Genomic DNA, 18,372 nt, shown 5'->3' on the forward strand with positions numbered 1-18,372 from the left:
CACTGATGTCATTCCTCGAGTACGCCCCGGCCCCCGAGTCGCAGGCCGTCCTGAACCTGCGCAGCGAGTACGGCCTGTTCATCGACGGCGAGTTCCGGGAGGGTCACGGCACCCCGTTCGCCTCCATCTCGCCCGCCACCGAGAAGCACGTCGCGACGATCGCGACGGCTGACGCCGCGGACGTCGACGTCGCCGTGGCCGCCGCCCGCCGGGCCTACGACCGCACGTGGTCGCGCATGTCCGGTGCCGACCGCGGCAAGTACCTGTTCCGCATCGCCCGCCTGGTCCAGGAGCGCAGCCGCGAGCTCGCCGTGGCCGAGAGCCTCGACAACGGCAAGTCGATCAAGGAGAGCCGGGACGTCGACGTGCCGCTGGTCGCGGCCTGGTTCTTCTACTACGCCGGCTGGGCCGACAAGCTCGACCACGCCGGCCTCGGCGCCAACCCGCGCTCCCTCGGCGTCGCCGCCCAGGTGATCCCGTGGAACTTCCCGCTCCTGATGCTCGCGTGGAAGATCGCACCCGCGCTCGCCGCCGGCAACACGGTCGTGCTCAAGCCGGCGGAGACCACCTCGCTGACCGCGCTGCTGTTCGCCGAGATCGTGCAGCAGGCCGACCTGCCGCCGGGGGTCGTCAACATCATCACGGGCGCAGGAGCCACGGGAGTGGCGCTGGTCGGTCACGACGACGTGGACGCGGTGGCGTTCACGGGGTCGACGCCGGTCGGCCGGGCCATCGCGAAGTCGGTCGCCGGGACGCACAAGAAGGTGACCCTCGAGCTGGGCGGCAAGGCGGCGAACATCGTGTTCGACGACGCCCCCATCGACCAGGCCATCGAGGGCATCGTCAACGGCATCTTCTTCAACCAGGGTCACGTCTGCTGCGCGGGCAGCCGCCTTCTGGTGCAGGAGTCGATCCACGACGAGGTGGTCGAGCGGCTCAAGGCGCGCCTGTCCACCCTGCGCCTGGGCGACCCGCTGGACAAGAACACGGACATCGGCGCCATCAACAGCGCCGCGCAGCTGGACCGCATCCGGTCGCTGAGCGACATCGGCGAGGCGGAGGGCGCCGAGCGCTGGACCGCGGAGTGCGCCATCCCCGAGAACGGGTTCTGGTTCGCGCCGACGATCTTCACCAACGTCTCGACCAGCCACCGGATCGCCCAGGAGGAGGTGTTCGGTCCCGTCCTGTCGGTGCTCACGTTCCGCACCCCTGCGGAGGCGATCGCCAAGGCCAACAACACCCCGTTCGGCCTGTCCGCCGGCATCTGGTCCGACAAGGGCAGCCGCGTCCTGGCCGTGGCCGACAAGCTCCGCGCCGGCGTGATCTGGGCCAACACCTTCAACCGGTTCGACCCGTCGAGCCCGTTCGGCGGGTACAAGGAGTCCGGCTACGGACGCGAGGGCGGCCGCCACGGCATCGCCTCGTACCTCACGACCGCCGCGCCGGCCCTGCCCGCCCCCGTCAAGCGCCCCGCCGTCACCAAGGGAGCCACCAAGTGACCCGCCTCGCCGTGCCCAAGACCTACAAGCTGTACATCGGCGGGACGTTCCCGCGCAGCGAGTCGGGTCGGACGTACGAGATCACCAGCGCCAAGGGCGCGTTCCTCGCCAACGCGTCGAAGGCGTCCCGCAAGGACGCGCGGGACGCGGTCGTCGCCGCCCGCGGCGCCGTCGGCGGCTGGTCGGGTGCGACCGCGTACAACCGCGGCCAGGTGCTCTACCGCGTCGCGGAGATCCTCGAGGGCCGTCGCGCCCAGTTCGTCGCGGAGATCGTCGACGCCGAGGGCGTCTCCTCCGCCGTCGCGACCGCGCAGGTGGACGCCGCGATCGACCGGTGGGTCTGGTACGCCGGCTGGGCGGACAAGTACGCGCAGGTGGCCGGCAACGCCAACCCCGTCGCCGGTCCGTACTTCAACATCTCGGTCCCGGAGCCCACCGGCGTCGTCGCGATCATCGCGCCGCAGGACTCGTCGCTGCTCGGGCTGGTGTCCGCCGTGGCGCCCGCGCTCGTCTCCGGGAACACCGTCGTGGTGGTGGCCAGCGAGCGGCTGCCGCTGTCGGCGATCAGCCTGTCCGAGGTGCTCGCCACGAGCGACGTGCCGAAGGGCGTCGTCAACGTGCTCACCGGGTCGCCCGCCGAGATCGCGCCCTGGCTGGCCAGCCACCAGGACGTCAACGCGCTCGACCTGGTCGGGGCCGGCGCGCTGGACTGGGTCGACCTGCAGATCGCAGCCGCGGACACCCTCAAGCGCGTGCTGCCGCCGGAGAACGGCCCGGACGCAGCGGCACCCACGCTGGGCCGCATCACCGCGTTCGTGGAGACCAAGACCGTCTGGCACACGAAGGGCCTGATCTAGCTCCGCAGGGTGAGGATCTCGGCACCGTCGTCGGTGATGGCGATCGTGTGCTCGCTGTGCGCGGTGCGGCAGCCCGTCGCGCTGCGCAGCGTCCACCCGTCGGCGGCGGTGACCAGCCGGTCGGTGTCCACCATGACCCAGGGCTCCAGCGCGAGCAGGAGCCCTGGGCGCAGGGTGTAGCCGCGGCCGGGCCGGCCGGTGTTCGTGATGTGCGGGTCCTGGTGCATCGTGGAGCCGATGCCGTGCCCGCCGAACTCGGTGTTGATCGGGTATCCCGCCCCGCTCAGCACGGTGCCGATGGCGTAGGACAGGTCGCCGATCCGCGCGCCGGGCCTGGCGGCGGCGATGCCCGCGCTCAGCGCTCGCTCCGTCGCGTCGATCAGGGCGACGCTCTGGGCGGGCCGTGCGGTACCGACCAGGAAGCTCACCGCCGAGTCGGCCGCGATCCCGCCGGTGGAGACCGCGAGGTCGAGGGTCAGCAGGTCGCCCTCGGCCAGCCGGTAGTCGTGCGGCAGGCCGTGCAGCACCGCGTCGTTGACCGACGTGCAGATGTAGTGGCCGAACGGGCCGCGGCCGAACGAGGGCGCGTAGTCGACGTAGCAGGACTGTGCCCCGGCGTCGGCGATCATGGCCTGCGCCCACCGGTCGATGTCCAGGAGGTTCGTCCCGACGGTCGTGCGTCCCTGCAGCGTCCGCAGGATCTCGGCGACGAGGGCGCCGGCGACCCTGGCCCTGGCCAGCTCGGCGGTGTTCAGGATCTCGATCATGCGGCGCTCTTCCCGGGTGCTCCAATAACTATCCCGGCCATACTATCCCGGTATTACTATCGGTCCATGGTCAGGTTGCCACTCACCCCCGCCGAGCTCGAGCGCGGGCAGCGACTGGGCGCCCTGCTGCGTCGCGCCCGCGGAGAGCGCTCGATGCTGCTGACCGCGCTCGATGCCGGCGTCTCACCGGAGACCCTCCGCAAGATCGAGTCGGGCCGGGTCGCGACGCCGGCCTTCCCGACCATCGCCGCGATCGCCGCCGTCCTCGGCCTCTCCCTCGACGCCGTCTGGGCCGAGATCAGCGGAGCGGAGACGGACGCCGAGGCCGCGGGCCGACAGCTCGCCTCGTAGCACCGCTCAGGCGCGGTGCCGGCCGCCCCGCGCGGCGACGTACGCCGGGCGGATCACCTGGTCGATCAGGGCGGACCGCTCGTCGTGGTGCAGGAACGCGTGCGCCGCGGCCGTGACCGCCACGTCCCGCAGGTCGACCAGGCCCCAACCGGCCTCCTGCACCAGCAGCGTCAGCTCGCGGGTCATCGAGGTGCCCGACTGCAGGCGGTTGTCGGTGTTCACGGTGACCGCGAAGCCGAGCTCGCGCAGGCGGGTGACGGGGTGGGTGGCCACCGACTCAGCGGCACCGGTCTGCACGTTGGAGGACGGGCACAGCTCCAGCGGGATGCGCCGGTCCCGGACCCAGTGCGCCAGCTCGCCCAGCCTGTCCCCCAGGCCGTCGGTGGTGATGTCCTCGACGATCCGCACACCGTGCCCGATCCGGCAGGCGTGGGCCACGTGCACGGCCTCGGCGATCGACTCGACACCGGCCGCCTCTCCGGCGTGCACGGTGGCGGGGAAGTTCGCGTCCTCGAGGGTGGCGAAGGCGTCGGCCTGGCGCGAGGGCGGGAAGCCCGCCTCGGCACCGGCGATGTCGAAGCCGACCACCCCGTTGTCGCGGTTCTCGAGCGCGAGCGCAGCGATCTCGTCGCCGCGGTCCGCGTGCCGCATGGCGGTGATGAGCGTGCCGATCCGGATCGACCGCCCCTGGCTCGCGGCCTCGGCGATCCCCTCGGCGAACCCGGCCTGCACCGCGTCGACCACCTGCTGGAGCGAGAGCCCCTTGCTCAGGTGCTGCTCGGGCGCGTACCGCTGCTCGGCGTAGACGACACCGTCGGCGGCCAGGTCGATCGCGGACTCCCGCGCGACGCGGCGCAGGCCCTCCTCGGTCTGCATGACGGCGACCGTGTGGTCGAACGTCTCGAGGTAGCGCTCGAGGGTGCCGGAGCTCGCGGCCTCGACGAACCAGCGGCCCAGCTCCTCGGGGTCCGTGGCGGGCAGCTCGTAGCCGATCTCCGCCGCCAGCTCGATGAGCGTCGCGGGGCGCAGGCCACCGTCGAGGTGGTCGTGCAGGACGACCTTCGGAAGCCCGGGGATCAGCGCGACGAGCGCCTCGACGTCGGTGGGAGCGGGCGCGTCGGCGGGCACGGCCACCGAGGGCTCGGAAGGGGAGGTCATGGCCCCACCGTAGCGGGGCCGACGTTCATGAGCAGGTTCTCAGTCGCCGGCCTCGTCGTCCCGCGCGGGGACCTCGGTGTCCTGCTCGACCACGTCCGCCTCGTCCGCGCGGCCGTCCCGGTCGGCACGGGCGAACCCGGGCTCGTACTCCTCCGGGTCCGTGTCGTCGGCGTCGGTCTCGATTTCGTCGGCCAGGCTGCGCGGTCCGTCGGGTTCCACCGGTGCGAGTCCGGCGTCCCGCCACGCGTCACTCCCGGGCACGGTGCTCATGGCTCCATCGTGCCCCCGGCCGGCCCGGCCCGCGAGGGGTCAGGCGTCGATGCGGTCGATCACCAGCGGTCGCGCGGGCACCTCGGTCCCCGCCGGTGCGACGACGACTGCCCCGACGAGCGCCTCGCGTGCCCGCCCGAACCGCTCGGGGGTGTCCGTGTGCAGCGTCAGCAGCGGCTGCCCGGCCCGCACGACGTCCCCGGGCTTGGCGTGCAGCTCGACGCCCGCACCGGCCTGCACCGGGTCCTCCTTGCGGGCCCGCCCGGCACCGAGGCGCCAGGCCGCGATGCCCACGGCGTACGCGTCGAGCTCGGCGAGCACGCCGTCCGACTCCGCCAGCACCTGCTCGGTCTCGCGCGCCACCGGCAGGGTCGCGTCGGGGTCACCGCCCTGGGCCGCGATCATCCGCTTCCACGCGTCCATCGCGCGCCCGTCGCGCAGCGCCGCCGCCACGTCGTCGCCGGTCCTCCCGGCCGCGGCGAGCATCTCGCGGGCAAGCGCGACCGTGAGCTCCACGACGTCCGCGGGTCCGCCGCCGGCCAGCACCTCGACCGACTCGCGGACCTCGAGGGCGTTCCCGGCGGTCAGGCCGAGCGGCGTGGACATGTCGGTGAGCAGCGCGACGGTCTTCACGCCGGCGTCCGTGCCGAGCGCGACCATGGTCCGGGCCAGCTCGCGCGCGCGGTCCACGTCCTTCATGAACGCCCCGGAGCCCACCTTGACGTCGAGCACCAGCGCGCCGGTGCCCTCGGCGATCTTCTTGCTCATGATCGAGCTGGCGATGAGCGGGATGGCCTCGACCGTGCCGGTCACGTCGCGCAGCGCATAGAGCTTGCGGTCGGCGGGCGCCAGGCCTGAGCCCGCCTGGCAGATGACGGCGCCGACGTCGTCGAGCTGCGCCATCATCTCCTCGTTGCTCAGTGCGGCCCGCCAGCCGGGGATGGACTCCAGCTTGTCCAGCGTCCCGCCGGTGTGGCCGAGCCCGCGGCCGGACAGCTGCGGCACCGCGACGCCGAACACCGCGACGAGCGGCGCCAGCGGCAGCGTGATCTTGTCCCCCACGCCGCCGGTCGAGTGCTTGTCCGCGGTCGGCCGCGACAGCCCGGAGAAGTCCATCCGCTCGCCGCTCGCGATCATCGCGGCGGTCCAGCGGGCGATCTCGGACCGGTCCATGCCGTTGAGCAGGATCGCCATGTTCAGCGCCGACATCTGCTCCTCGGCCACCACGCCGCGCGTGTACGCGTCGATGACCCAGTCGATCTGCGCGTCGCTCAGGCGGTGCCCGTCGCGCTTGGTGACGATGACGTCGACGGCGTCAAATGCCTCGGTGCTCACGCGCGTTCCTCCAGGTCGGCGGGCCCGAACGCGTCCGGGAGCACCTCGGTCATCGGCTTGATCCCGTGCGTGGTCTCCACCAGCAGCCGCGCTCCCCCGTGCTCCCAGAGCAGCTGCCGGCAGCGGCCGCAGGGCATGAGGATGTTCCCGTGCTTGTCCACGCAGGTGAACGCCACGAGGCGCCCACCGCCCGAGACGTGCAGGCCGGAGACGAGCGCGCACTCGGCGCAGAGCGTCACGCCGTAGGAGGCGTTCTCCACGTTGCAGCCGACGACCACCCGCCCGTCGTCGACCAGCGCGGCGGCGCCGACCGGGAACTGCGAGTAGGGCGCGTAGGCGCGGTGCATGACGTCGGTGGCAGCGGAACGCAGGGCGTCCCAGTCGATCTCGTTCGACACGGCAGAGCTCACTTCGTGTAGGGGATGCCCTCGGCGGCCGGCGGGCGCACGCGCCCGACGAGCCCGGCGACGGCGAAGATCGTGACGATGTACGGCGTCATCAGCATGATCTGGCTGGGGATGGGCGTCTGGATGATGCTCAGCTGGAGCTGCAGGTTGTTGGCGAACCCGAACAGCAGGGCGGCCGCCAGCGCGCCCTTGGGGCTCCAGCGGCCCAGGATCATCGCGGCGAGGGCGATGTACCCCTTGCCGTTGGTCATCTCCTTGCCGAACGCCAGCCCCGCGGCGACCGTGAAGAACGCGCCGCCGAGTCCGGCCACCGCGCCACCCAGCACCGTGGCGCGCAGCCGGGTCCGGTTGACCTTGATGCCCACGGTGTCCGCGGCCTTCGGGTGCTCGCCGACGGATCGCAGACGCAGGCCCCACCGGGACCGGAAGACCATGACCTGCAGCACGATCACGACCACGTACATGATGTAGACGAGCGCGGTCTGCCGGAACAGCACGGGACCGATGATCGGGATCTGGGACAGCACGGGGATGCTGATGACCGGAAGGCCCGGGGGGTTGTTCCAGGTGTCGGGGTTCTCCTTGAGCACCGTGGAGAACAGGTAGCTCGTCACGCCGATGACCAGCACGTTGAGCACCACGCCGACGATGATCTGGTTGACCACGTACTTGATGGAGAAGAGCACCAGCAGCAGACCGACCAGCGCACCGGCGATCGGGGCCGCGATCAGCCCCGCGTACGCACTGCCGGTGAGGGTGGCGACGACGGCCGCGAGGAACGCGCCACCGAGCAGCTGGCCCTCGATCGCGATGTTGATGATGCCCGACCGCTCGCACAGCAGACCCGCCAGGGCGCCGAACACCAGCGGGATGGCCAGGAACAGCGAGCCCTGCAGCAGGCCGGTCAGCGGCAGGGCGCTGTCCTTGCCCGCGACCGCCCACACCAGGAACGCGAAGACCATGAGCACGCCGTAGGTGATCGGCAGCCAGACGCCGGCCTTCTCCCGGCGGCGCGTCTCGTAGAACGCCACGCCGGCGAGCGCGAGCGCGCCGAGGCACAGGACGATCGCGGTGAGCTTGGAGGGCACCGAGAAGGGCGTGAACTGGACGAAGTCGCGCGCGGTGGAGACGCCGAACGTGCTCTTCTCCCCGCTGGGGCCGAGCAGGCCGAACACGACCAGGCCGACCAGCGCCACGGCCGCGTAGGCGATCGGCGCGTGCCACCGGATCGGGGGCAGCACCTGCGGGGAGGCGGGGCGTGCGGACGCCGGGGAGTCGATCGTGGGGGCGCTCACGCGCTGACCTCCTTCGCGGCGACGGGGACGACGGGCTTGGGTGCGCGTGGCGCGCCCGGCGCGGGCAGCCGGAACACGGACCGGACCAGCGGCGGGGCGGCGATGAACAGGACGATGAGCGACTGCACGACGAGCACGATGTCGATGGGCGTCCCGGTACGCGCCTGCATGACCACGCCGCCGGCGCGCAGGGCGCCGAACAGGATGCCCGCGAGCACCGTGCCGAGCGGCTTGGACCGGCCGAGCAGGGCGACCGTGATGGCGTCGAACCCGTAGCTGGCGGCCACCCCGGCGGTCAGGACCCGCTCGGTGCCGAGCACCTGCGCGGAGCCGGCCAGGCCGGCCAGCGCACCGGCGGTGAGCATGACCCAGACGTACGTGGAGTTCACCGAGATGCCCGCGGTGCGCGCGGCGTGCGGGTTGGACCCGACGGCGCGGAACCGGAACCCGATGGTCGAGCGCTCCATGAGCCACCAGGTGAACACCGCGGCGGCGATGGCCACCAGGAACCCCGCGTGCAGCCGGTAGCCGCTGCCCAGCAGGAGCGGGTACACGGCGGTGTCGGGGATCGGCGGGCTCACCGGGTTGTTGCTGCCCGTGCGCTGGAACGCGTCGAGGCTCAGCAGGTACGCGACGAAGTAGATCGCGATGTTGTTGAGCATGATCGTGACGATGACCTCGTGCGCACCCGTGCGTGCCTTGAGCACGCCGGCGATGCCCGCCCACAGCGCACCACCGAGCGCGGCGCCGAGGACGCAGAGCAGCAGGTGCAGCACCGGGGGGAGGTCGAACGTGAAGCCGATGAACCCGGCGAAGATTCCGCCGAGGATGATCTGGCCCTGGGCGCCGATGTTGAACAGGCCGGCCCGGAAGCCGATCCCCAGGCCGAGACCGGCGAGGATGAGCGGCGTCGCGACCGTGAGCGTCTCGGTGATCGGTCGGACCGCACGGCCCACCTCCTCGGCCCGCGGGTCGAACACCGCCCCCGCGAACAGGGCCGCGTAGGCCTCCGAGACGGCGGACCACGCCGACGAGAGCAGGTCGACCGGCCGGGAGAAGAAGTAGCCGGCGGCGGCCTGCACGTCGGTGTTGGCGGCCGCGATCAGCAGCCCGCCGATGACCAGGGCGAGCACGACCGCGAGCACGGAGACGAGCCAGCTGCTCGAGAGCATCTCGTGCAGGACGCGACGCCCGCCGTCCGGCTCCTGCGCCGGGGTGGCGACACCGGTCTGGCCGGGGGGCGGCACCTGCGCGTCCGGCAGCGGGACCGGGGTCTGGCTGCTCACAGCTCCTCCTGGGGGATCGCCCTGTCGGCGGTCGTGGTGATCGGTGCGGGCTCGTCGTGCACGGCCTCGAGGTCGGCCACGCCGAGCGTCGTCCGGTGCTCGGCGGCCTGGCGGACGGCCTCGTCCTCCGGCACGCCCGCCATCATCAGGCCGAGCACGTCGCGCTCGGTCCCGCCGGGCACGTCGCCCACGATGCGCCCGCGGTACATCACGAGGATGCGGTCCGCGAGGGCGAGCACCTCGTCCAGCTCGGTGGACACGATGATCACCGGCGTGCCGTTGTCGCGCTCCTGCACGATCCGCGTGTGCACGAACTCGATCGAGCCGACGTCCAGGCCACGGGTGGGCTGCGACGCGATGAACAGCCGCAGCGGCCGCGACATCTCGCGGGCCAGCACCACCTTCTGCTGGTTGCCGCCCGACAGGGTGCTCGCGTGCGCGTCGATCGAGCCGGTGCGCACGTCGAACTCGGCAATCCGCCGCTCGGCGTTCTCGCGCACGGCGACCGGACGCAGCGCGACGCCGCGGGCGAACGGCTCGTAGCGGTGCAGGTCGAGGATGAGGTTCTCGGCGATGGAGAAGTCGGCGATGACGCCGTCGGTCGACCGGTCCTCCGGCACGAACCCGACGCCGGCGTGGAGCACGTCCTGCACGGAGCGCCCCACCAGCTCGAGGCCGTCCAGCTGCACGGAGCCGGCGACGGGGGCCTGGAGCCCCAGCACGACCTCGGTGAGCTCGGTCTGGCCGTTGCCCTGCACGCCGGCGATCGCCACGATCTCCCCACGGGCGACGTCGAACGACACGTCGTCGACCTGGCGCACGCCGGCCTCGTCGATGACCGTCAGGTGGCGGACCTGGACGGTGACCTCGCCCGGCACGGCGACCGAGCGGTCGACGCCCAGGTCGACCGAGCGGCCGACCATGAGCGACGCGAGCTCGGTCTCGGACGCCGACGGCTCCGCGGTGCCGACGACCTTGCCGCGCCGGATGACCGTGATCCGGTCCGCGACCGCGCGCACCTCGCGCAGCTTGTGGGTGATGAAGACGATCGAGGTTCCGGACTCCTTGAGCTGGCGCATGATCGCGATCAGCTCGTCGGTCTCCTGCGGCGTGAGCACGGCGGTGGGCTCGTCGAGGATGAGCACCTTGGCCTGGCGGGAGAGCGCCTTGATGATCTCGACGCGCTGCTGGACGCCGACGGGCAGGTCCTCGATGTAGGCGTCGGGGTCGACGTGGAACCCGAACCGGTCGGAGATCTCCTTGACCCGGCGGCGCGCCTCGGGAAGGTCGATCAGTCCCGCGCCGCGTACGGGCTCGTGGCCGAGCACCACGTTCTCCGCGACGGTGAACACCGGGACGAGCATGAAGTGCTGGTGGACCATGCCGATGCCCGCGGCCATCGCGTCACCGGGCCCGACGAACCGCGCCGGGACGTCGTCGACGAGGATCTGACCCTCGTCGGGGTCGTACAGGCCGTACAGGACGTTCATGAGGGTGCTCTTGCCGGCGCCGTTCTCACCGAGCAGCGCGTGGATCTCTCCCGGCTGCACGACGAGGTCGATGTGGTCGTTGGCGACCAACGGCCCGAAGGTCTTGGTGATGCCCTGCAGCTCCAGCTTCACCGGTCGTCTCCCTCGACGTCACGACTGTCCTCGAACACTATCCGTCCCCTCACGAGCTCCCGTGCTGGACAGGCCGACGGCCCGGGCGCTGGGCCCGGGCCGTCGTCCTGCGGTGATGCGTCAGGTCACTTCGGGGAGGCGTCGGACTCCACCACGATGTCACCGGCGATGATCGCTGCCTTGAGCTCGTCGATCTTGGTGACGACGTCGGTGGCGACCTTCGACTCGAGGTCGTGGAACGGCGCCAGGCCGAGGCCCTCGTTCTCCAGCGTGCCGACGTACGCGTCGGAGCTGAAGCTGCCGTCCACGGCCTCCTTGATCGTGTCGAAGACGGCCGGGCCGATCTCCTTCATGACCGAGGTGAGCACGATCGGGCCGTACTCCGTGGTCTCGAACCAGTCGGCGTCGACACCGATGACCGAGACGTTGCCGGCCGCCTGCGCGACGGACGCCGTGCCGATGCCCACGGGGCCGGCGACGGGCATGATGATGTCCGCACCCTGGTCGATGAACGACTGGCCGATGTTCTTGCCGTCGTCCTGGCTGTCGAAGTTGCCGGCGAAGACGCCGGTCTGCGCGGCCTTGTCCCAGCCGAGGAGCGCGACGGTGGTGCCGTTGTCCTCGTTGTACTTGGCGATGCCGTCGGCGAAGCCGTCCATGAAGATGGTGACGGACGGGATCTGGATGCCACCGAAGGTCGCGACCTTGCCGGTGGTCGACGTCCCCGCGGCGACGTAGCCCGCGAGATAGGCCGCCTGGGCGGTGTCGAACAGGATCGGCTTGCCGTTCTCCAGGGTGACGGGCGCGAAGTCCGCGTCGGAGAAGGAGCTGTCGACGAGCGCGAAGTTCACGTCCGGGTTGGCCTCGGCGGCCGCCTGGATCGGGTCCTCGAGCAGGAAGCCGACGCCGATGATCAGGTCGCAGTTCTCGGCGACGAGACCGTCGATGTTCGGGGTGTAGTCGGTGTCCGCGGAGGACTCGACGGAGGCCACCTCGATGCCGAGCTCCTCCTCGGCCTGGGTCAGGCCCTCGAAGCCGGACTGGTTGAACGACTTGTCGTCGAAACCGCCCGCGTCCGAGACCATGCAGGCCTTGAAGTCGACGCTCTCCGACGCGGTCGCGCCGGGGGTCTCCTCGGTGTCCTCGGGGGCACTGCCACACGCCGCAAGTGCGAGGGCGACCGCCCCGCCGAGCACGGCCACTCGAATGATCTTCTTCACGCGACTCTCCTGAATCTCGTCAGCAGCCGGTCCGGCTGGGCCGACCGTGCGGGTAGCACGACGGTGTACCACCACAAGGTCTGGGGCTGCCCGGCATTGATTCTCGGACCATAACGAGCGAGAGGTGTCGGGCAGGTTACCGGCGGGTATCCGCGCAGGTTCCGTTACCGACTTGGTATGTGTACGCCCAGGCGACGGACGTTTCGTCTCAACCTGCGAGAAGCGCCGTCCGCGCCATAAGCAGCGCGCCGACCTCGATCGCCCGCTCGTCCACGCGCAGGTCGCCCTGGTGGATGTCGTAGGTGTGGCCGCCGGGCGTCCGGGTGCCCAGCCGCGCCATGGCTCCGGGCACCTTGGTCAGGTACCACGCGAAGTCCTCGCCGCCGAGGGACTGCTCGGTCAGCAGCACCGAGCCCTTGCCCAGCACGTCGTGCGCGGCCGCCTCGAGGACCCCTGTGGCATGCGCGGCGTTCTCGACCGGGGGTACGCCGCGGTGGTGGCGCACGTCGACCTCCACGCCCAGCGGCGCGACGACCTGCTCGACCGCGGCGTGGAAGACCTCCGAGGCCTTCTCCCACGCGCGGACGTCGAGGCAGCGGAGCGTGCCCTTGGCCGTGCCGGTCGAGGGGATCGCGTTGTGCGCCGACCCCGCCTGGACGGCACCCCACGTGAGGTTGACGCCGGAGCGCGGGTCCAGGCGCCGGCCCAGGATCGCGGGCACCTGCGTGATCACCTGGGCGAGGGCGAACACGACGTCACCGGTGAGGTGCGGCCGTGACGTGTGGCCGCCGGGGCCGGAGATCGTCACGGTCACCTCGTCGGAGGCGGACGTGATGGGTCCGATGCGGGTGCCGACCTGGCCGACGTCGACCTTGGGGTCGCAGTGGAACGAGTAGATCTCCCCGACGCCGTCCAGTCCACCCGCCGCCACCACGTCGAGCGCGCCGCCGGGCTGCACCTCCTCGGCGGGCTGGAAGATCAGCCGCACCCCGGTGCGCAGCTCGTCGGCCAGCTGGGCCAGCGCGATCCCGGCGCCGAGCACCGCGGCGATGTGCACGTCGTGGCCGCACGCGTGCGAGACGCCCCGCACGGTCGACGCCCAGGGCGCCCCGCACGTGTCCTGCACCGGCAGCCCGTCGAGGTCCGCCCGCAGCGCGATCCGCTTGCGGCCGGTGGTCACGGGGCCGGGGCCGATGTCGCAGATCAGGCCGCTGCTCGGCAGCAGGTGCGGCTCGAGCCCGGCGGCGCGCAGCCGCTCGGCGACCACCTTCGTGGTCCGCACCTCGGTGCGGCCCAGCTCGGGGTGGGCGTGCAGGTCGCGGCGGACGGCGACGAGCTCGTCGCGCAGGTCGGCGACGAGTGCGGCGAGGCGGACCGTCATCGGCTCGGTGGGCGCGGGCCGGAGGCTGGTCAGCGGAGCGACGAGAGGTCCGGGATGAGCGGGGGACACGTCTTCGACCCTAGCCGCGCCGACGCGGACCGGCGGATGCTGTCCGCGTCAGAGCAGGTCCTCGCGCCCGCGTCCGCGCCAGCCGTCCACCGCCGACTTCACCGACTGCGCGTGCTCCCGCGTGGTCACCAGCACCGCGTCGGGGGTGTCGACGACCACCGCGCGGGGCAGCCCCACCACGGACACCGTCCGGCCCGTGCCGGGGACGACGAACGCCCCGTCCGCGCCGACCCGCAGGACGACCGACTCGTCGCCGAGGGTGTCCCCCGCCAGCAGCTGCGCCAGGGAGTCGAAGTCGCCGATGTCGTCCCAGGAGAAGTCACCGGGCACGACCGCGACTCCCCCGGCAGCCGCGACCGGCTCGGCGATCGCGTGGTCGATGGCGATCTTGGTCAGCCCCGGCCACACGCGCCCGAGCACGTCCGCGCGGTCGGGCCCGTCCCACGCCGCGGCGATCTCCGCCAGCCCGGCGGCCAGCGCGGGCAGCTGCGTCGCCAGGTGGTCCAGCAGCACGCGTGCCCGGACCAGGAACATGCCGGCGTTCCAGCGGTACTCCCCGGTCGCCAGGTAGGCGGTCGCGGTCTCGGCGTCGGGCTTCTCCGTGAACCCGGCGGCGTGCGCGACGCTCGGGGCGTCCGCGAGACCGAGCGTCGCACCCGAGCGCACGTAGCCGAACGCGGTGGACGGGCCGGTGGCCGCGATGCCGATCGTCACGACGTACCCGGCACGGGCGGCGACGACGCCCTCGCGCACCGTCTGCTCGAACGCCTCGGTGCCGTCGATGACGTGGTCGGCCGCGAACGACCCGAGCACCACGTCCTCACCGTGCCGCTCGAGGAGCACGGCCGCCGCCAGCCCGATCGCCGCCATCGAGTCGCGCGGCGACGGCTCCGCCAGGACGTCCGCCGCACCGACCTCGGGCAGCTGGCCGGTCACGGCCTCGGCGTGCCGGGCCCCGGTCACCACGAGCACGCCGCCCTCGCCCGTCAGCGGGAGCAGCCGGTCGACCGTCGCCTGCAGGAGGGTGCGACCGGAGCCGGTCAGGTCGAGCAGGAACTTGGGGTGGCCGGCGCGCGACAGCGGCCACAGACGCGTGCCGGCACCGCCCGCCGGGACGACGGCGTGGAACCCGGGGATCGGAGAGGGCGACATGGGGGTCAGGGTAGCGAGCACGAACCCCCGCACCGTTCTGTGCAATACCTCACAGCGGGGGCCTAAGGGCCCTTGCCGAGCGGTCGCGTGCTGATCGGTTCACTACAGTTGCCGGGACAAGGACGCCGTCGTCCGAACCTCTGACCCACCAGGAGGGCTCCGTGCCTGCAGCACCCGTCAAGGGCGGAGCGCCGGCCCCTGCCCGCAGAGTGCCCGCCGGAACGCTCTACCGGGGGCGCGAGGGCATGTGGTCCTGGGTCGCCCACCGCATCACCGGCGTCGCCATCTTCTTCTTCCTCCTCGTGCACGTGCTCGACACGTCGCTCGTGCGCATCTCCCCGGAGGCGTACAACGACGTGATCGCCACGTACAAGAACCCGATCATGGGACTCGGTGAGGCCGGCCTCGTCGCCGCCATCGTGTTCCACGCGTTCAACGGCATCCGGATCATCCTGGTGGACTTCTGGGCCAAGGGTCCGCGGTACCAGCGCGTCATGCTCTGGGTCGTGATGGGGCTGTTCGTCGTGACCATGGCCGGCTTCCTGCCCCGCCACCTCATGCACGTGTTCGGAGGCGAGTGATGACCACGATCGCGGACCCGAAGGCACCGCGCCCCCCGCGCGCCCGCCCGTCCCGCCTCACCACCCGCGGCAACACCGAGCTGTACGGCTGGGTGTTGATGCGGGCGTCCGGCGTGGTGCTCGTCGTCCTGATCTTCGGGCACCTCTTCGTCAACCTGGTCGCCGGTGAGGGCGTCACGGCCATCGACTTCGGCTTCGTCGCCGGCAAGTGGGCGTCGCCGTTCTGGCAGGTCTGGGACCTGCTCATGCTCTGGCTCGCCATGATCCACGGCACCAACGGCGTGCGGACGATCATCAACGACTACGCGGAGCGCGACGGCGTGCGGCTGGTGCTCAAGGGCCTGCTGTACCTCGCGTTCGTCGTGGTCGTCGTGCTCGGCACGCTCGTGATCTTCACGTTCGACCCGTGCCCGGCGGGCTCCCCGGCGGACCTGCTGCCGTCGTTCTGCACGGCCTGACCCACAGACAGGAAGGCATCGACCCCGATGCAGACCCACCAGTACGACGTCGTGATCGTCGGCGCGGGCGGCGCCGGCATGCGCGCGGCGCTGGAGTCCTCCACCCGCGTGCGCACGGCAGTCATCTCCAAGCTCTACCCGACGCGCTCCCACACGGGCGCGGCGCAGGGCGGCATGTGCGCCGCGCTGGCCAACGTCGAGGAGGACAACTGGGAGTGGCACACGTTCGACACCGTCAAGGGCGGTGACTACCTGGTGGACCAGGACGCCGCCGAGGTGATGGCCAAGGAGGCCATCGACGCGGTGCTCGACCTGGAGAAGATGGGCCTGCCGTTCAACCGCACGCCCGAGGGCAAGATCGACCAGCGCCGGTTCGGCGGGCACACCCGCAACCACGGCGAGGCGGCCGTTCGACGGTCCTGCTACGCCGCGGACCGCACCGGGCACATGATCCTGCAGACGCTCTACCAGCAGTGCGTGAAGAACGAGGTGGAGTTCTTCAACGAGTTCTACGTGCTGGACCTGCTGGTGGACCACGACCTTGCGGCCGGCCACGTGCCGGACGGCGAGGAGGTCAACGTCTCCGGCGTCGTCGCCTACGAGCTGGCCACCGGGGAGATCCACGTCTTCCGGGCCAAGTCGGTGGTGCTGGCCACCGGCGGCGCGGGCAAGATCTACAAGACGACCTCCAACGCGCACACCCTCACCGGCGACGGCATGGCGCTGGCGTACCGCCGCGGCATCCCGCTGGAGGACATGGAGTTCTTCCAGTTCCACCCGACCGGCCTGGCCGGCCTGGGCATCCTGCTCTCCGAGGCGGCGCGTGGCGAGGGTGGCATCCTGCGCAACTCCGAGGGCGAGCGCTTCATGGAGCGCTACGCCCCGACCATCAAGGACCTGGCGCCGCGCGACATCGTCGCCCGGTCCATGGCCAACGAGGTGCGTGAGGGCCGCGGCGCCGGCCCCAACAAGGACTACGTGCTGCTCGACCTGACGCACCTGGAGCCGGCGCACATCGACGCCAAGCTGCCGGACATCACCGAGTTCGCCCGGACGTACCTGGGCATCGAGCCGTACACCGAGCCCGTGCCGGTCTACCCGACGGCCCACTACGCGATGGGCGGCATCCCCACCAACATCGAGGCGGAGGTGCTGCGCAACTCCACGGACGTCATCCGCGGCCTGTACGCCGCCGGCGAGGTGGCCTGCGTGAGCGTGCACGGCTCCAACCGCCTGGGCACCAACTCGCTGCTGGACATCAACGTGTTCGGCAAGCGGGCCGGCATCTCGGCCGCGAGGTACGCCGTCACCGCGTCCTTCGTCGACCTGCCCGAGGACCCGGCTGCCACCGTCGTCGCCGGACTGGAGGAGATCCGCACGCGTCCCGACGGGGAGCGCGTCTCGGACATCCGCCGCGCGCTGCAGGAGTCGATGGACCTCAACGCGCAGGTGTTCCGCACGGCCGACTCGCTCACGCAGGCGCTCGACGACATCAAGGCGCTGCAGAAGCGGTTCCGCCGGGTGTCCGTGCAGGACAAGAGCAAGATGTTCAACACCGACCTGCTGGAGGCCGTCGAGCTGGGCTTCCTGCTCGACATCGCGGAGACGGTCGTCGTCGGCGCCCTCAACCGCGAGGAGTCCCGCGGCGGTCACTTCCGCGAGGACTTCCCGGACCGCGACGACAAGGGCTACATGCGCCACACCATGGCGTACCGCCGGCCGCTGCCGGTCAAGGGCCACCGCCTGTGGGGCACCGAGGGCGACGGCGACCACAAGGGCTCCTTCGCGCACACCACCCTGTTCGAGGACTACCAGCTCGTCCTGGGTTCCAAGCCCGTCACGATGACCCGCTACCAGCCGATGGAGCGTAAGTACTGATGACCGCGACCCTCGACGCCCCTGCTGCTGAGGTCGGTGCGATCCCGTCCTTCGACGTGACGCTGAAGATCCGGCGCTACCTGCCCGACGACGGCGCCGGTGCCCCGGAGCCGTACTGGGACGAGTTCACCGTCCGCGCCCACGGCACCGACCGCGTGCTCGACGCCCTGCACAAGGTGAAGTGGGAGGAGGACGGCTCCCTCACCTTCCGCCGCTCCTGCGCCCACGGCGTGTGCGGGTCCGACGCCATGCGGATCAACGGCCGCAACCGGCTGGCGTGCAAGACGCTGCTCAAGGACCTGGACCCGAGCAAGCCGATCATCGTCGAGCCCATCAAGGGCCTGCCGGTGATCAAGGACCTGGTCGTCGACATGGAGCCGTTCTTCGCGTCGTACCGCGAGATCATGCCGTTCCTCATCACCACCGGGAACGAGCCCACCAAGGAGCGCCTGCAGAGCGCCGAGCAGCGCGAGCGGTTCGACGACACCACCAAGTGCATCCTCTGCGCCGCGTGCACCTCGTCGTGCCCGGTGTTCTGGACCGACGGGCAGTACTTCGGGCCCGCCGCGATCGTCAACGCGCACCGGTTCATCTTCGACAGCCGCGACGAGGGTGGCGCCCAGCGCCTCGAGATCCTCAACGACAAGGAGGGCGTGTGGCGCTGCCGCACCACCTTCAACTGCACCGAGGCGTGCCCGCGTGGCATCGAGGTGACGAAGGCGATCCAAGAAGTGAAGAGGGCGATGATCACCCGCGCCTTCTGACCCGCTCAGCCGCGAAGGGCAC

At 71.4% G+C, this 18,372-nt stretch carries 18 protein-coding genes; 7 read left to right on the plus strand and 11 right to left on the minus strand.

The features are described from left to right. Positions 1-5: 5 nt before the first annotated feature. Entirely contained in the window at positions 6-1,499 is a 1,494-nt protein-coding gene (locus RYN42_RS07610) for an aldehyde dehydrogenase family protein (protein WP_315095114.1), read from the plus strand. Beyond that, positions 1,496-2,356, plus strand: coding sequence for an aldehyde dehydrogenase family protein (locus RYN42_RS07615; RefSeq protein WP_315095116.1), 861 nt, complete (start codon positions 1,496-1,498; stop codon positions 2,354-2,356). The genes RYN42_RS07610 and RYN42_RS07615 overlap by 4 nt, the downstream gene beginning before the upstream one ends. Here the strand turns inward: RYN42_RS07615 and map are convergent. Next, positions 2,353-3,123: a type I methionyl aminopeptidase gene (gene map, locus RYN42_RS07620; protein WP_315095117.1), complete on the minus strand. Its 771-nt coding sequence runs from the start codon at positions 3,121-3,123 to the stop codon at positions 2,353-2,355. The two genes, RYN42_RS07615 and map, sit on opposite strands and share 4 nt — an antisense overlap. Positions 3,124-3,189: 66 nt before the next feature. Here map and RYN42_RS07625 point away from each other — a divergent pair, with 66 nt between their 5' ends. Next, positions 3,190-3,474 carry a helix-turn-helix transcriptional regulator gene (locus RYN42_RS07625; protein ID WP_315095119.1) on the plus strand — a complete coding sequence of 95 codons (285 nt, stop codon included), beginning with the start codon at positions 3,190-3,192 and terminating at the stop codon, positions 3,472-3,474. Positions 3,475-3,480: 6 nt separating this feature from the next. Here RYN42_RS07625 and RYN42_RS07630 read toward each other — a convergent pair whose 3' ends face one another. The 10 genes from RYN42_RS07630 to RYN42_RS07675 all read right to left on the minus strand — a co-directional run bounded on the left by RYN42_RS07630 (position 3,481) and on the right by RYN42_RS07675 (position 14,669). Further along, entirely contained in the window at positions 3,481-4,632 is a 1,152-nt protein-coding gene (locus RYN42_RS07630; protein WP_315095121.1) for an adenosine deaminase, read from the minus strand. 39 nt (positions 4,633-4,671) lie between these two features. After that, positions 4,672-4,902, minus strand: a complete 231-nt coding sequence (locus RYN42_RS07635) for a hypothetical protein (protein ID WP_315095122.1) — start codon at positions 4,900-4,902, stop codon at positions 4,672-4,674. A gap of 39 nt (positions 4,903-4,941) precedes the next feature. Next, positions 4,942-6,237, minus strand: coding sequence for a thymidine phosphorylase (locus tag RYN42_RS07640; RefSeq protein WP_315095123.1), 1,296 nt, complete (start codon positions 6,235-6,237; stop codon positions 4,942-4,944). Further along, the gene (locus RYN42_RS07645; RefSeq protein WP_315095124.1) at positions 6,234-6,647 is read right to left on the minus strand and encodes a cytidine deaminase; all 414 of its coding nucleotides are present in this window, start codon (positions 6,645-6,647) and stop codon (positions 6,234-6,236) included. The genes RYN42_RS07640 and RYN42_RS07645 overlap by 4 nt, the downstream gene beginning before the upstream one ends. Further along, entirely contained in the window at positions 6,644-7,939 is a 1,296-nt protein-coding gene (locus RYN42_RS07650) for an ABC transporter permease (protein ID WP_315095125.1), read from the minus strand. The genes RYN42_RS07645 and RYN42_RS07650 overlap by 4 nt, the downstream gene beginning before the upstream one ends. Next, the gene (locus RYN42_RS07655) at positions 7,936-9,225 is read right to left on the minus strand and encodes an ABC transporter permease (protein WP_399552429.1); all 1,290 of its coding nucleotides are present in this window, start codon (positions 9,223-9,225) and stop codon (positions 7,936-7,938) included. Before RYN42_RS07655 ends, RYN42_RS07650 begins: the two co-directional genes overlap by 4 nt. After that, positions 9,222-10,847, minus strand: a complete 1,626-nt coding sequence (locus tag RYN42_RS07660) for an ABC transporter ATP-binding protein (RefSeq protein WP_315095126.1) — start codon at positions 10,845-10,847, stop codon at positions 9,222-9,224. Before RYN42_RS07660 ends, RYN42_RS07655 begins: the two co-directional genes overlap by 4 nt. 125 nt (positions 10,848-10,972) lie before the next feature. After that, entirely contained in the window at positions 10,973-12,067 is a 1,095-nt protein-coding gene (locus RYN42_RS07665; RefSeq protein ID WP_315095128.1) for a BMP family ABC transporter substrate-binding protein, read from the minus strand. Positions 12,068-12,275: 208 nt separating this feature from the next. Then, entirely contained in the window at positions 12,276-13,448 is a 1,173-nt protein-coding gene (locus tag RYN42_RS07670) for an amidohydrolase (RefSeq protein WP_315095157.1), read from the minus strand. 117 nt (positions 13,449-13,565) lie between these two features. Continuing rightward, complete coding sequence (locus RYN42_RS07675; RefSeq protein ID WP_315095131.1) at positions 13,566-14,669, minus strand: mannose-1-phosphate guanylyltransferase; 1,104 nt, start codon at positions 14,667-14,669, stop codon at positions 13,566-13,568. Between the two features lie 209 nt (positions 14,670-14,878). On the opposite strand from RYN42_RS07675, the gene sdhC reads away from it, so the two are divergent. Genes sdhC through RYN42_RS07695 form a run of 4 tightly spaced genes read left to right on the plus strand, consistent with a single transcriptional unit; the run spans position 14,879 to position 18,350 of the window. Continuing rightward, positions 14,879-15,250, plus strand: coding sequence for a succinate dehydrogenase, cytochrome b556 subunit (gene sdhC / locus RYN42_RS07680; RefSeq protein ID WP_399552431.1), 372 nt, complete (start codon positions 14,879-14,881; stop codon positions 15,248-15,250). Then, entirely contained in the window at positions 15,250-15,708 is a 459-nt protein-coding gene (gene sdhD / locus RYN42_RS07685) for a succinate dehydrogenase, hydrophobic membrane anchor protein (RefSeq protein ID WP_315095135.1), read from the plus strand. The genes sdhC and sdhD overlap by 1 nt, the downstream gene beginning before the upstream one ends. Before the next feature lie 27 nt (positions 15,709-15,735). Continuing rightward, a complete protein-coding gene (gene sdhA / locus RYN42_RS07690) occupies positions 15,736-17,586 on the plus strand; it encodes a succinate dehydrogenase flavoprotein subunit (protein WP_315095136.1) in 1,851 nt (616 codons plus the stop codon). Then, positions 17,586-18,350: a succinate dehydrogenase iron-sulfur subunit gene (locus RYN42_RS07695; RefSeq protein WP_315095138.1), complete on the plus strand. Its 765-nt coding sequence runs from the start codon at positions 17,586-17,588 to the stop codon at positions 18,348-18,350. The genes sdhA and RYN42_RS07695 overlap by 1 nt, the downstream gene beginning before the upstream one ends. The last annotated feature ends 22 nt before the right edge of the window (positions 18,351-18,372 follow it).

It is taken from the genome of uncultured Cellulomonas sp., assembly GCF_963527515.1.
GTDB lineage: Bacteria > Actinomycetota > Actinomycetes > Actinomycetales > Cellulomonadaceae > Cellulomonas.

Coding starts and splice junctions, on each gene's coding strand:
- RYN42_RS07695 (WP_315095138.1), top strand. CDS start 17,586: ATGACCGCGACCCTCGACGCCCCTGCTGCTGAGGTCGGTGCGATCCCG.
- RYN42_RS07675 (WP_315095131.1), bottom strand. CDS start 14,669: ATGTCGCCCTCTCCGATCCCCGGGTTCCACGCCGTCGTCCCGGCGGGC.
- RYN42_RS07670 (WP_315095157.1), bottom strand. CDS start 13,448: ATGACGGTCCGCCTCGCCGCACTCGTCGCCGACCTGCGCGACGAGCTC.
- sdhD (WP_315095135.1), top strand. CDS start 15,250: ATGACCACGATCGCGGACCCGAAGGCACCGCGCCCCCCGCGCGCCCGC.
- RYN42_RS07635 (WP_315095122.1), bottom strand. CDS start 4,902: ATGAGCACCGTGCCCGGGAGTGACGCGTGGCGGGACGCCGGACTCGCA.
- sdhA (WP_315095136.1), top strand. CDS start 15,736: ATGCAGACCCACCAGTACGACGTCGTGATCGTCGGCGCGGGCGGCGCC.
- map (WP_315095117.1), bottom strand. CDS start 3,123: ATGATCGAGATCCTGAACACCGCCGAGCTGGCCAGGGCCAGGGTCGCC.
- RYN42_RS07625 (WP_315095119.1), top strand. CDS start 3,190: ATGGTCAGGTTGCCACTCACCCCCGCCGAGCTCGAGCGCGGGCAGCGA.
- RYN42_RS07610 (WP_315095114.1), top strand. CDS start 6: ATGTCATTCCTCGAGTACGCCCCGGCCCCCGAGTCGCAGGCCGTCCTG.
- RYN42_RS07630 (WP_315095121.1), bottom strand. CDS start 4,632: ATGACCTCCCCTTCCGAGCCCTCGGTGGCCGTGCCCGCCGACGCGCCC.